The following is a 13,192-nucleotide window of genomic DNA, read 5'->3' on the forward strand; positions in this document are numbered from 1 at the left end:
GACTTGATGGAAGCCACTGTGGACCCTTGTCCCGGGGTCCCGATTGGATGCCGATTACCCCGAATACGGGGTCCTTATTCCATGCCGAAACACACCGTGCCTTTCCACAGACGCGCCATGGTTTTTGCTCTCGTCGTCCGACGTCGCATCGCCAGCGTCTTCACAAGACTGCGGAACACGACAAGCTCCAGCAATCCCAAGGCGCTCTTGATGTCGTCGGCAAACGAATGGTAGTTCGCAAACCCACGGAACTCTGAGTTATAGGCGAGGACGGTTGCAACGTCGCTGGTTACCAGGAACTGCTCGCGCGGACTGCCGGTCTTCTTGGCGAGATCGCCATAGCCGTGTTGCTTGCAGAACTTGGTGACTTCCTTGCGCGGCACCCGCAAGCTGACATTTCCGGTGGTCGGCCGACGCATCACGCGCCATGTCCGTCCAGCCGGTCCCTTGCGGCTGGATTTTCGTCCAGCCCCGTAGGATGTGTATGTCGAGACGCGATAGCTCAAGAAGGTCACTCCCTTTGAAGCGGCGTGAACCCCACTTTTCTCGGGCGAAACGGTGAGCTTCAAGGTCTCCGTCAGGAATCGTTCGACGCAGGCCATGATCTCACACGCTTCCCGCTTGCTCCCGATCACGCCGATAAGAAAGTCGTCGGCATAGCGGCAGTAGCGGAGCCTTTTGAAGTTGGGGTCCATCGGATCGACGGAAGGCACTTTCCGTCTCTCCTTGTTGATGGCTTTGATCTCCGCAAATGCAGCATCGATCTCGGCCCGATCCGCGCCTTCGGCACGGAGCCGTTCAATCTTCCGGCGGAGACTGAGGACGCGCCGTTCCAACGCCACGTAGCGCGGGAATGGACGTCGCTCACGGCCTTTGTCGAAGTCCGCCTTCATCATCTGCATGTGCTGGTCCAGCTCGTGCAGATAGATGTTGGCGAGCAAGGGCGAGACAACGCCGCCCTGTGGCGTGCCACTGTAAGTGCGTCCGTAGACCCAATCTTCCATGTAGCCTGCTTTGAGCATTCCTTCGATCAGACCAATGAACTTATCGTCATCGATCCGCTTCCTTAGAAGCCCAAGCAGGATGTCATGGTCGATGTTGTCGAAGAACCCACGCACATCCACTTCGACCAGCCACTTGCAGCCCGTCCAACTCTTCTTGATGAGCTTGAGTGCGGTATGACAGGATCGCCCCGGGCGGAACCCATGTGATTCATTGAGGAACACAGGTTCATAGATCGCTTCGAGTAGAATCCTGACCGCCTCCTGAACGAGCCGGTCTTCCACCGTGGGGATACCCAGCGGTCGTGTCTTGCCGTTGTCCTTCGGGATATAAACCCGCCGGACTGGCCGGAAGCGATAAGTGCCATCTGCCACGCGCCTGGCGATGTCGGCGAGCTTCTCCAGCGACATGCCGTCGAAGGTCTTGCCATCTACACCGGGCGTCAGAGCTCCCTTGTTGCGGGAGACCTTTTCGTAGGCCCACTCGAAGAGATGCGGACATCTCATCAGGCGGTGAAGGCCATTTACGCGCTTACCCGACCGCGACAAAGTCGGCAGTGATTCAATTCTCCTCTGGATGGTGACGGCCTGCATCAGCAGAACCTCTCCGTCGAAGAATCTTCTCTTCGCATACTGCACATGCCGTTATTGGCGGCATCGTCCTTCCCCCGATCGGAGGCGCTTTCGGTCCGGTCACCCGGCCTTATACGCATGATCGTCCGCCTCGCGGCGGCTGTCCCGGCCATTACGTCGGGCATTTGGGTACTACGACGGCTCCGTCGCCATACAGGTTCGCAAACGAACCTGCTGCAGGCGATCCCGTAGTTACGTGTGCGGGGAGTTGCGGTGTGTTTAGGTGTCCCATTCGTCTCCTTGACCCACGGATGGTGGTCGTCCCACGCGAACTGGTGACAGTTCGCACTGGCCGGTGCGATCTGCCCCGCGTGGCGTAGCGTGTCAGCCGCGTTCGCTACTGCCAGCCCTTTGGCGACTGGAAACTGGGATTCAGGCAATACAGCTTTCACCATGCACACCTTACTCTGTGCTCTCCACCGGGCTGCGGCGCCCGATTTCGAGACGTTTCCCGGCATGCTCTGGTCCCGTTCCCCTTTCGGAGTCTCAGTCGTTTCCGACACCGGTAAGCCGGGCAAGTAAGAGCCATAACCAGCAGGCTCCATTCTTTCGAACACTCCCTTCTTCTCCACGCCTCAACGGCGCACGCCATCCGGCTTCGATCCCTCGCGCGATCATGAGTCGCTCGCCGGAGGCACTCGCCCTCGGTCCCGCCGTCACTTCGTTCCGGCGTCGCTATCACTGCCCTTCGTTCGGGTGCCTTCTTAACCGGTCTCGCGACTGCACTCGGTCCCGGGTCCCGCCGCTGTCGCGTCGGCGCTATGCTGACCCTCCTGCGGGTGCCTCTTTTCCTTGTTCATGGAGAGCGCTTCGCGCTCGCATTGACGTTTGTTTCGCTAAGAGGTTCGGCCTCTCGCGCACATAAGCGCGCCGTCGTGCGCGCCGCGAGCGCGGCATCGAAGGCCGCCGATTTTCCTGCTCGCCTTTCTGCCGCCCGGGATCGATTCCGTCGTTGAGGGCAATGAGGAGGCCGCGTGATGCATCCGCACGTCGTTTCAGTGTCCGTCTTCAGTTGGTGCGGCGCGTCAGAGAGTGAGAGGAGCGTTGGCTTGCCTGTGACGGGTAGGAGGTCGAGAGAGAGTCTTTCGGCCGCCCGTCGTGGAGAATCCGACATGGCAAGCGTTCAGAAAATCAAACTCAGTCCCTCCTGCGATATCCCCTTCAACAAACTGGTGCTCAGCCAGTCCAATGTCCGCCGCGTAAAAGCCGGCGTCTCGATCGATCAACTGGCGGAGAGCATCGCTCAGCGCACACTGTTACAAAGCCTGAGCGTTCGTGCGGTCGTCGATGCCGACGGCCAGGAGACCGGCATGTTCGAGGTGCCCGCCGGTGGACGCCGCTACCGCGCGCTCGAACTGCTGGTCAGGCAGAAGCGTATGGCGAAGACGCAACCTGTCCCCTGCGTGGTCCGGGATGGCGGCATCGCTGAGGACGATTCCCTTGCCGAGAACGACGAGCGGGTCGGCCTGCATCCGCTCGATCAGTTCCGCGCGTTCAAGCTGCTGCGTGACGGTGGCATGAGTGAAGAGGATATCGCCGCGCGGCACTTCGCCTCGCCGGCGATCGTCAAGCAGCGCCTGCGTCTGGCGTCAGTGTCGCCGCAGCTGCACGACGTCTATGCCGACGATGGCATGACGCTCGAACAGTTGATGGCCTTCTCGGTCACGACCGACCAGGCGCGTCAGGAGCAGGCCTGGGACAATGTCAGCAGATCCGGCAACGACGAACCATATCAGATCCGGCGGATGCTGACGGAGAACACCGTGCGCGCTTCCGATCGTCGTGCCCTGTTCGTCGGGCTAGATATCTACGAGCAGGCCGGCGGTACCGTCCTACGGGATCTGTTCGCACACGACGATGGCGGCTGGTTGCAGGATGTGCCGCTGCTCGATCGTCTCGCTACCGAGAAGCTGAAAGCCGAGGCCGAGACGATCGTCGCCGAAGGCTGGAAGTGGATCGAAGTGGCGGTCGATTTCCCCTATGGCCACACCAATGGCTTGCGCGAGCTGGACGGCGTATCCGCCGATCTCACCGCCGAAGAGCAGGCAACCATCGAGGCGCTCAAGGCCGAATTTGCCGGGCTCGAAGCCGAGCATGACGGCGCGGATGAGCTTCCTGAAGAGGTCGACCAGCGACTTGGCGAAATTGAGACGGCTCTCGCCGCCTTCGACGATCGACCCATCATCTATCAGGCGACCGACATCGCCCGCGCGGGTGTGTTCGTCTGCATCGACGCCGAAGGCGCGCTGTCGGTCGATCGCGGCTACGTCCGGCCGGAGGACGAAGTGCCCGTGACCGAGCCAGAGCAGAACAGCGATGGCGAACCCGCGGCCGTGGCCGGCACCGAACCATCAGCGCCGGTAATCCAGCGCGCCGTCATCACCATTGGCGGGCAGGTTGCGGAGCCCGAGGACGAGGATGATGATGCGATGAAGCCGCTGCCGGACCGCCTGCTGACCGAGCTCACGGCGGAGCGGACGTTGGCGCTGCGCGACAAGCTCGCGATCACGCCTTCGGTCGCCTTCCAGGCGGTGCTGCACAAGTTCTGCCTCGACGTGTTCTCCCGCTATTCCTCCTATGGGACGGCGATGGAGGTCTCCGTGCGTAGCGCCAGCTTCCCGGTGCAGGCGCAAGGGCTGAAGGACACGCCAGCGGCCAAGGCGATCGACGCGCGCCACAAGACATGGGAGGAGCGCCTGCCCAAGGACAAGGCCGATTTTTGGGACTGGCTCACCGGTCTCACGGGCGACGAGCAGGCGGCGCTCTTTGCGCACTGCGCCTCGTTCGGCGTCAATGCGCTCTACGAGAAAGGCGACCGCTATGGAGGCGGCGTCACCCCGTACATCGTCGACCAGCGAATCGCGGACGCGGATCGCATCGCCCGGGCCGTCGACCTCGACATGGTGGTGTCCGGTTGGCGGCCGACCGTCGAGAACTATCTCGGTCGGGTGCCGAAGCGCCGCATCCTGGAGGCGGTGCGCGAGGGTGCCGGCGAGCGGGCCGCCCAGCTCATCGACCATCTGAAGAAAGGTGACATGGCTAAAGAGGCCGAACGGCTCCTGGCCGAGACCGGCTGGCTGCCTGCCCCCCTGCGGATGCCCGATGCCGAGCAGGCGGCGCCCGTCGACGCCGCGGAGCCCGAGGTCGATGGCGAAGCGCTGCCGGAATTCCTCGCCGGCGACGACGAGGAAACTCCGGCCGATGAAGCGGACGAGCCGCGCATGATTGCTGCCGAGTAGAAACGTTGGCTGGGGCGACGATCTTCGCCCCAGCCTATTTTTATGCGCTACGGGCCACCTGTGGCTGCACCCTCAGGCCGTCGATCCAGATCGCGATCCTGCCGGCGGCGACGAGACCGGACGTTTCCGCCACGAACCGCCGCACCGCCCGCGTGCTGCTTACTTCGAAGCGACGTCGATAGCCTTGGGCTACGGCGCGATCGGTAAAGCCTTTCAAAGCAGCAAACCCCGCCGCTTCCTGGATCTCGAACTGAACCCTCCACCGCGTGCGTCGCGGCCGAACATCATCGAGTACCTCGACGCTGATACGGTGCTTACTCTCGCTGCGGACGGTGACAGGTTCGATCTTCTTGGTGGGAAACTTCAGAATTTGAGCCATCAAATCCTCCTTCGTTGTGCGAAGCGGTTCGATGGTCTTACCGGGGCTCGTGAACCGCATGCCGAGACCCGCCCCGCGCAAGTGCGCGGGAGCAGGTCAGCGGCAGCCTGTTGACCAGGCCATTCAGCTCTTGAGGCGAGCACCACAAGCGGTTCTTGCTGCGCAGCGCGCAGCGACCCTGACGCAGCGAAGATAATGTCCTGCCTGCAACGTTTCAAGGCATCGGGCAGAGAGTGAGAGTGAGGCCGGGACGGGTTTGAGCCGGCGCGGTCAGAGAGAGCGCCGGCCGGCTCGCTAGTCCCCGCTCTCCTTAAGGCTCCCCTCATGAACCACCTTTTCTCGATCGCGGCCGACGAGGCCGCTTCGAACTCGTCTGCGCGCGCTCCCGAGGATGCCCGCGCCATCATCGCTGCGGCTGAGCAGCTTCTCCCGCATGTCGAGTATGGCCGACGCATCGACAGCGCGCTCTTGCGCGACGCGATGCAAGAGGCCTTCGGGGCGTCCGATGCGACAGGCGCCTGGGATTGGAAGATGGCCTATGACGCTTGTGAGGTCGCCACCGTCCTGTTCCTGCGCAAATACGGAAAGGCACTGTTCCGCAAAGCCGCTTCTCCGGCTTCACGACTGTCTGCCTTGGCCAAGATCGCGAGGCTTCTGCCGACCCACACGCGCCGCTCTGCCGAAAGCGAGACTTTCCAGCAATTCTCGACGCCGATTCCGCTCGGCTTGGCTGCGCTGACCGCGGCCGCTGTTACGGCGGCGGACCGCGTGCTGGAGCCCTCCGCTGGCACCGGGCTGCTCGCCATCCTCGCCGAGATCGCCGGCAGCGGTCTCGTGCTGAACGAACTGGCCGAAACCCGGGCCATGTTGCTCTCTTCCCTCTTTCCGGCCATTTCCGTTACGCGCTTCGACGCGGCTCAAATCGACGATCACCTCGATCCCGCCGTCGTCCCGAGTGTCGTGTTGATGAACCCGCCGTTCTCGGCAATGGCGAACGTTTCCGGCCGCATGGCCGACACGGCGTACCGTCACATTGCCTCGGCGCTGGCGCGTCTCGCCGATGGCGGCCGGCTGGTCACGATCACCGGCGCAAACTTCTCACCCGAAGCCCCAGCCTGGCGCGACGCCTTCGCCCGCTTGCAGGAACGCGGCCGCGTGGTGTTCTCCGCCGCGATCGCCGGCGCGGTCTATGCCAAGCACGGCACCACGATCGAGACGCGCCTCACCGTCATCGACAAGGTGCCTGCCGATGACCCGAACGCGTTTCCGGAGTCGCCTGGAATGGCGCCCGACGTCGCGACGCTGCTCCGTTGGATCGGCGAGCACGCTCCGGCTCGCTTGCCAGTCGCATCAACCAGCGCGATTCCCGTTTCAGCCTCGCCGGCGCCTCGCACCGTGCGCGGCTATCTCGCGCGGGCGGCCGGGCAGTCGGCCAATGCCTCGGTCGCCGCCCCCGAAGCGATTGACCTCGTCTATCAGACGACCGATTGGACGCCGCCCGAGGGCGCGCGCCTCAGCGACGCCATCTACGAGGAATATCGGCTGCAATCGATCCGGATCCCCGGCGCGCAGGCGCATCCGACCAAGCTGGTGCAGTCGGCCGCGATGGCCTCGGTCGCGCCGCCGAAGCCGAGCTACAGGCCCCGGCTGCCGGCCAACCTCGTCAGCTGCGGCGTCCTCTCAGACGCCCAGCTTGAGACGGTCATCTATGCCGGCGAGGCCCACGGCAACTATCTCGCCGGCGCCTGGACGGTTGACGAGACCTTCGACCTCGTCGCCGCCGCGCGCGACGATGCTCCGAACGCCGTCCGCTTCCGTCGAGGTTTCATGCTCGGCGACGGGACCGGCGCCGGCAAGGGTCGCCAGTCCGCCGGCATCATTCTCGACAACTGGCTGCAGGGCCGGCGCAAGGCGGTCTGGATATCGAAGTCCGACAAGCTGCTCGAGGACGCGCAGCGCGACTGGTCGGCGCTCGGCATGGAGCGTCTGCTGGTCACGCCGCTCTCGCGCTTCCCTCAAGGGCGCGAGATCCGGTTGGCCGAAGGCATCCTATTTTTAACCTACGCTACGCTGCGGTCCGACGATCGCGGCGAGAAGCTATCGCGCGTCCGGCAGATTGTTCAATGGTTGGGCTCCGACTTCGACGGCGTCATCATTTTCGACGAGAGCCATGCCATGCAGAATGCCGGTGGCGGCAAGGGCGAGCGCGGCGATGTCGCCCCCTCGCAGCAGGGCCGTGCGGGCTTGCGCCTGCAGCATGCACTACCCAATGCCCGCGTCGTCTATGTCTCGGCGACCGGCGCCACCACGGTCCACAATCTCGCCTACGCTCAGCGCCTCGGGCTCTGGGGTGGCGAGGACTTCCCGTTCGCCACGCGCGCCGAGTTCGTCGAGGCGATCGAGGAGGGCGGCATCGCGGCGATGGAGGTGCTCTCCCGCGACCTTCGCTCTCTCGGCCTCTACACCGCCCGCTCGCTTTCCTACGACGGCGTCGAATACGAGCTCGTCGAGCACCAGCTCACCGATGAGCAGCGGCGCATCTACGACGCGTATGCCGGTGCCTTCGGCGTCATCCACAATCACCTCGACGCGGCGATGCAGGCCGCCAACATCACCGGCGAGACCGGCACGCTCAATCGTCAGGCGAAGTCGGCCGCGCGCTCGGCGTTCGAGTCCGCCAAGCAGCGCTTCTTCAGCCATCTGCTCACCAGCATGAAGACGCCGACCCTGGTCCACTCGATCGAGCGGGACCTGGCCGAGGGCCATGCCGCGGTGATCCAGATCGTGTCGACCGGAGAGGCGCTGATGGAGCGCCGGCTCGCCGAGATTCCACCTGAGGAATGGAACGACGTGCGCGTGGACATCACGCCGCGCGAGTATGTGCTGGATTACCTCGCTCATTCCTTCCCGGTGCAGCTCTATGAGCCCTTCACCGACAGCGAGGGCAATATCTCGTCCCGGCCGGTCTGCCGCGACGGCCAGCCGGTCGAGAGCCGCGAGGCCGTCGTCCGCCGCAATGAGCTGATCGAGCGGCTTGCTTCGCTTCCGCCTGTTCCCGGCGCGCTCGACCAGATCGTGCAGCGTTTTGGCACCGACCTCGTGGCGGAAGTGACCGGACGTTCGCGCCGCGTGGTGCGCAGGGGTGACCGCCTTGCGGTCGAGAACCGGGCCGCTTCCGCCAATCTCGCAGAGACCGCCGCCTTCATGGACGACGTGAAGCCCATCCTCGTCTTCTCGGAGGCTGGCGGCACGGGGCGCAGCTACCACGCCGAACTCTCGGCGCGAAATCGCAGGCTTCGCGTCCATTATTTGCTCGAGCCGGGCTGGAAGGCTGATGCTGCGATCCAGGGTCTCGGTCGAACGAACCGCACCAACCAGGCGCAGCCGCCGCTGTTCCGCCCCATTGCGACCGACGTGAAAGCGGAGAAGCGCTTCCTCTCGACCATTGCGCGCCGGCTCGACACGCTGGGCGCCATCACGCGCGGCCAACGCCAGACCGGCGGCCAGGGCCTGTTCCGACCCGAGGACAATCTTGAGAGCCACTACGCCCGAGATGCGTTGCGCCAGCTCTATCTGTTGCTCGTGCGGGGGAAGGTCGAAGGCTGCTCGCTCCATATGTTCGAGGACGCCGCCGGCCTGAAGCTCACGGACGCGAACGGCATCAAGGACGAGCTGCCGCCGATCACGACGTTCCTGAACCGGCTGCTTGCCCTCACCATCGACCTGCAAGGTTTGCTGTTCACGGCCTTCGAGCAACTGCTGAATGCCAAGGTCGAGGGCGCTATCGCCAGCGGCGTCTACGACATCGGGCTCGAGACACTGCAGGCTGAAAGCTTCGTCGTCACCGATCGGCGCTCGATCTACATGCACCCCGCGACCGGCGCGCAAACCCGGCTGCTCACGATCACCGAACGCCGGCGCAATCGCCCCCTGACGCTGGATCAAGTGCTCGATTATCTCGCCGATTCTCGGGCGGTGCTACTGGTCAACGAGCGTTCGGGACGTGCCGCGGTGCAGATTCCGGCGCCGAGCTTTATGCTCGATGACGGCGAGATCGAAAGCCGCGTGCGGCTGATACGTCCGATGGAGCACCATCATGCTTCAATGATGATGATGCACGAGAGCCACTGGCAGCCTGCGGATCGCGAGACATTCGCCACAGCATGGAACGACGAAGTCGTCGACGTACCCGAGTTCGCCGATAGCACCCTCCACATCGTCGCCGGCTTGCTGTTGCCGATTTGGAAGCGACTTCCAAACGAGTCGACCCGGGTCTATCGGCTCCAGACCGACGAGGGCGAGCGCATCATTGGTCGCAGGGTCTCGCCAGCCTGGGCGGCGAACGCTTGCGCGACCGGCACCAGCAGCTTGACCCCACACGAAGCTTTCTCAGCGCTGATGGAGGGGCGCGCCGTGCTCGACCTCGCCGAGGATCTGCAGCTCCGTCGTGCCCGCGTGATGGGCGCACATCGCATCGAGCTGTCCGGCTTCACCGATGCAATGCGTGACCGGCTGTGCGCGTACGGCCTCTTCAGCGAGATCATCTCGTGGAAGCTGCGCATGTTCGTGCCGACCGATGCGACCGGCGCCGAGGTGTTGGCGAAGGTGCTCGACCACTATCCGCTTGAGCGCATCGGCGAGCAGGGGGCCGCCTGATGGCCCGCGACAACGCCTCCGAACTGGCCCGCCGTCTCGCGCGCGACGCCGAGGCGGTGTGCCGCCATTACCTGTCCAACGGGCGGCGCCAGGGCCGCTACTGGACAGTGGGCGACGTCCGCAATACGCCCGGCCGGTCGATGTTCGTTCGGCTCAGCGGACCGGAATCCGGTCCTGGCGCGGCCGGGCATTGGACCGATGCCGCCTCGGCCGAATATGGCGATCTCCTGGATGTGATCCGCGAGAGCTGCGGTTTCGTGGACTTTCGCGATGTCGCCAATGAGGCACGACGCTTTTTGAGCCTTCCGCGTCCTGAACTGGAGCCGGAGCCAAATCGCCACCGGTCGAGAAAATCCCCCGCGTCAGTCGGGTCGCCGGAGGCGGCACGGCGGCTCTTTGGTATGTCGCAGTCGATCGCAGGCACGCTCGTCGAAGCGTACCTCCGCAATCGCGGCATTCCGGCTTTGCACGAAACTGGAAGCCTGCGCTTTCACCCGCGTTGCTACTACCGGCCCGACGACCACAGCCCGACCGAGACCTGGCCGGCCATGATCGCTGCCGTCACCGATCTCTCCGGCGACCTGACCGGCGCGCATCGCACATGGCTTGACCCCGACGGCTTCAGCGAGACGACCCTCGGCAAGGCGCGGATCGACACGCCGAAACGGGCGATGGGCGACCTGCTTGGTCACGCCGTTCGATTTGGCGTGGCGGGCGAGGTCATGGCGGCCGGCGAGGGCATCGAGACCATGCTGTCGCTCCGGAGCGTCCTGCCGACCATGCCGATGGTCGCAGCCCTCTCGGCGGCGCATCTCTCCGCCATCCTCCTCCCGGACACGCTCCGCCGGCTCTACATCGCCCGCGATGACGATCCTGCCGGCGACGGCGCCGTGGCGACCTTGATCGACCGCGCGCGGGAGGTCGGGATTGAGGCGATCGTGATCTCGCCACGGCTTGGCGACTTCAACGAGGATCTTCGCCTGCTCGGATTGGATGCCTTTCGGGCCGTGAGCCGCGTGCAGATCGCGGCGCAGGACGTCGCGCGCTTTATGGAGCTGGCGGCATAGCCGGAACGGGATGAGGGGCAACGCGGCCGCTTCGTTTCCGCCAGGCCGCTGGTCATGCTTCCCTCGGCGCCGGAGAGGACCGCACCCACGGCCTTCTTAAGAGGGCGATCGGGCGGCAAGCGGCCCGGACCGGCAACCTCTGGGGCCGACTATTTTCCGTCGGCGGCAGAGCCGCCTTTACATCGCGAGGCAAAATAGTCGGCCCCCTTCGGTCCTCCGCTCAGGCTCCGGCCCTTCGCTTCGCTGCGGGTGCAAGTCCGTTCCGCCTGCCGCCTTCGTCGGCCATGAAGGCCGCGATGGGCGCGGTCGATTCGACGAGGGAAAGCCGCAATGACCATCGACCACGACGACAATTTCGAGCCGCACCACAGCTCGTCCCCGACCGACCAGGTCCTCCAGGAACTCCAGCTCTATGGCTACCGTCCTTTCCACGATGAGCCCGATCCCCGGGGGCTCCCTGAAGCGCGAGTTCTCGCCGGCAGCATCGCCGACATCTTCGATGCCCTCGTGGTGGCGCTGTCCGATACCCGTCTTGAGCCCGACCTCGAAGACCTGCTCTGGTCGACAGTGAACGTCTTCCATCGCGCCATCGACAGGATCGAGCGCGAGCTCGACGACAACGAGCTGGCGCAGCAGCGGTCGCAGCGGGAGCAGGACGGCAGCGAGATCAAATCCGTCGAGCTGGAGCGACTGACGGTAGAAGGGCAGACGCGGATCGAGCGACGCAACGCCTTCGAGCTGATGCGCGACCGGGCCGCCGACGAGTTCGAACGCCATACCCATTCGGCCTGGCGGCCGCGCAACGGGTCGAAGGTTAACCACCGCAATCTGACCTCTGCGATGATCGACAGTCGCGACTTCCTGGCTGCGAAGAAGCGCGCCGATAACCAAGTACTCCTGCCCGCTGGGCCAAAGGTGGCGCTGACTGGTGGCCTTGAGTTCAACGATCACCGGTTGGTCTGGGCCAAACTTGACCAGGTGCACGCCAAGCATGCGGACATGGTGCTGCTGCACGGCGGATCGCCCAAGGGCGCCGAGCTGATCGCCGCCAAGTGGGCCGACAACCGCAAGGTCCCGCAGATCGCCTTCAAGCCCGACTGGACCAAGCATGCCAAGGCCGCTCCGTTCAAACGCAACGATGCGATCCTGGAGGCGCAACCGATCGGCGTGATGCACTTCCCCGGCACCGGCATCCAGGACAACCTCGCCGACAAGGCCAAGAAGCTGGGCATCCCAGTCTGGAAATTCGGCGGCGCGTGAGCGCCGCCGCAAATTCCGAGAACGAGGTGCCCTCGGCTCGTTCAGTGCCGCTGATTGTGCGACGAGCCGCGGCCCCCACGGGTGGGCTGCTGCCTGGCACCAGGTTTGCTCAGATTTTCGTTCAGACCAAAATTACGATCATGCCTCCCATTCACGTCCCCGTGCGCGGCCTTGATCACCTCTCTGACCTCGAGGGCGGTATTGGCGATTGTCCATCCTTGCAGCCGGCATGTCTCCCGCACCTCCTCATCGGTCGCAGCGAGGATTTCCTCGCTCAGCGCTTGGAGCAGGTGGGCCAGATCGCGACTCGGGTGCCAGCGCGTCATCACTTGCTCCAGTTCTGTTGATGGCGCAGCAGAGCGCGTCGCATCCGCCGTCGCGTCGTGTCGTAGTCGAGCTCTGACATATTGTGGACACTGCAGATCTCTCTGGCCGCCAGGCCGTCGGCCAGGCCCGCGATGATCTTCAGCGCCAGCGGATCGCCCTGAAACAGCCGATAGACGTTGGCCAGCGCCTGTGCGGCGGCCAGGACCCGCTCCGGGTCGGGCTCCTCATCGGCCTCCTCACCGGGCCAGCTTCGCTGGCCCGGATCATCGCGGCTCACAAGCAGCCTTTGCTCGAGCCGCGCACGCCGCCAATGGTCGTTGCAGATGCTGCGCATGACGCCCGACAGGAACGCCAGGATGGGTACGTCGGGCGGCCAAGGGCGCGAGCCATCGAGGACGCGTGCGATCGCCTCGTGGAAGATGTCGCTCCAGCCCAGTCCGCCCGGCAGATCGCGGCTCCACAACCGCGCCAAAGCTTTTAGCCGCGCGAGCTCGATATCGGATAGTGCATCGAGGGCGGACGCGACATCGGCCGCGCGGGCAACCGCGAAATCACCCTTGGGAGCTATCGTCAATCGTTCCATGGTCACACCATTATGCGCTTCACCCGGCCCAGTGCGGACAGCCAATG

The 13,192-nt window shown here is 64.5% G+C and carries 8 protein-coding genes; 4 read left to right on the forward strand and 4 right to left on the reverse strand.

All coding sequences use genetic code 11. The features are described from left to right. Nucleotides 1-74 precede the first annotated feature (74 nt). The gene (locus ABIB06_RS34510; RefSeq protein ID WP_354070061.1) at nucleotides 75-1,595 is read right to left on the reverse strand and encodes a reverse transcriptase domain-containing protein; all 1,521 of its coding nucleotides are present in this window, start codon (nucleotides 1,593-1,595) and stop codon (nucleotides 75-77) included. Nucleotides 1,596-2,746: 1,151 nt separating this feature from the next. Between ABIB06_RS34510 and ABIB06_RS34515 the strand changes: the two genes are divergently transcribed. Next, nucleotides 2,747-4,873, forward strand: a complete 2,127-nt coding sequence (locus ABIB06_RS34515) for a ParB/RepB/Spo0J family partition protein (RefSeq protein ID WP_354070065.1) — start codon at nucleotides 2,747-2,749, stop codon at nucleotides 4,871-4,873. A gap of 40 nt (nucleotides 4,874-4,913) precedes the next feature. On the opposite strand, the gene ABIB06_RS34520 is transcribed toward ABIB06_RS34515, so the two are convergent. After that, a complete protein-coding gene (locus ABIB06_RS34520; RefSeq protein WP_354070059.1) occupies nucleotides 4,914-5,252 on the reverse strand; it encodes a hypothetical protein in 339 nt (112 codons plus the stop codon). Between the two features lie 324 nt (nucleotides 5,253-5,576). Here ABIB06_RS34520 and ABIB06_RS34525 point away from each other — a divergent pair, with 324 nt between their 5' ends. The 3 genes from ABIB06_RS34525 (at nucleotide 5,577) to ABIB06_RS34535 (ending at nucleotide 12,235) form a co-directional block, all read left to right on the forward strand. Continuing rightward, on the forward strand, nucleotides 5,577-9,908 hold the full coding sequence (locus tag ABIB06_RS34525) for a strawberry notch-like NTP hydrolase domain-containing protein (RefSeq protein ID WP_354070057.1): 4,332 nt from the start codon (nucleotides 5,577-5,579) through the stop codon (nucleotides 9,906-9,908). Next, nucleotides 9,908-10,975, forward strand: a complete 1,068-nt coding sequence (locus ABIB06_RS34530; protein WP_354070055.1) for a DUF7146 domain-containing protein — start codon at nucleotides 9,908-9,910, stop codon at nucleotides 10,973-10,975. Before ABIB06_RS34525 ends, ABIB06_RS34530 begins: the two co-directional genes overlap by 1 nt. 330 nt (nucleotides 10,976-11,305) lie before the next feature. Continuing rightward, nucleotides 11,306-12,235, forward strand: a complete 930-nt coding sequence (locus ABIB06_RS34535) for a DUF2493 domain-containing protein (RefSeq protein WP_354070053.1) — start codon at nucleotides 11,306-11,308, stop codon at nucleotides 12,233-12,235. A gap of 41 nt (nucleotides 12,236-12,276) precedes the next feature. On the opposite strand, the gene ABIB06_RS34540 is transcribed toward ABIB06_RS34535, so the two are convergent. Both ABIB06_RS34540 and ABIB06_RS34545 read right to left on the reverse strand, forming a co-directional pair. After that, complete coding sequence (locus ABIB06_RS34540; RefSeq protein WP_354070051.1) at nucleotides 12,277-12,561, reverse strand: hypothetical protein; 285 nt, start codon at nucleotides 12,559-12,561, stop codon at nucleotides 12,277-12,279. After that, nucleotides 12,561-13,145: an RNA polymerase sigma factor gene (locus tag ABIB06_RS34545; RefSeq protein ID WP_354070049.1), complete on the reverse strand. Its 585-nt coding sequence runs from the start codon at nucleotides 13,143-13,145 to the stop codon at nucleotides 12,561-12,563. The genes ABIB06_RS34540 and ABIB06_RS34545 overlap by 1 nt, the downstream gene beginning before the upstream one ends. Between the last annotated feature and the right edge of the window lie 47 nt (nucleotides 13,146-13,192).

Origin of the sequence: Bradyrhizobium sp. LB8.2, assembly GCF_040548035.1 — a bacterium.
GTDB lineage: Bacteria > Pseudomonadota > Alphaproteobacteria > Rhizobiales > Xanthobacteraceae > Bradyrhizobium.

Coding starts and splice junctions, on each gene's coding strand:
- ABIB06_RS34535 (WP_354070053.1), top strand. CDS start 11,306: ATGACCATCGACCACGACGACAATTTCGAGCCGCACCACAGCTCGTCC.
- ABIB06_RS34525 (WP_354070057.1), top strand. CDS start 5,577: ATGAACCACCTTTTCTCGATCGCGGCCGACGAGGCCGCTTCGAACTCG.
- ABIB06_RS34530 (WP_354070055.1), top strand. CDS start 9,908: ATGGCCCGCGACAACGCCTCCGAACTGGCCCGCCGTCTCGCGCGCGAC.
- ABIB06_RS34520 (WP_354070059.1), bottom strand. CDS start 5,252: ATGGCTCAAATTCTGAAGTTTCCCACCAAGAAGATCGAACCTGTCACC.
- ABIB06_RS34545 (WP_354070049.1), bottom strand. CDS start 13,145: ATGGAACGATTGACGATAGCTCCCAAGGGTGATTTCGCGGTTGCCCGC.
- ABIB06_RS34515 (WP_354070065.1), top strand. CDS start 2,747: ATGGCAAGCGTTCAGAAAATCAAACTCAGTCCCTCCTGCGATATCCCC.
- ABIB06_RS34510 (WP_354070061.1), bottom strand. CDS start 1,595: ATGCAGGCCGTCACCATCCAGAGGAGAATTGAATCACTGCCGACTTTG.
- ABIB06_RS34540 (WP_354070051.1), bottom strand. CDS start 12,561: ATGACGCGCTGGCACCCGAGTCGCGATCTGGCCCACCTGCTCCAAGCG.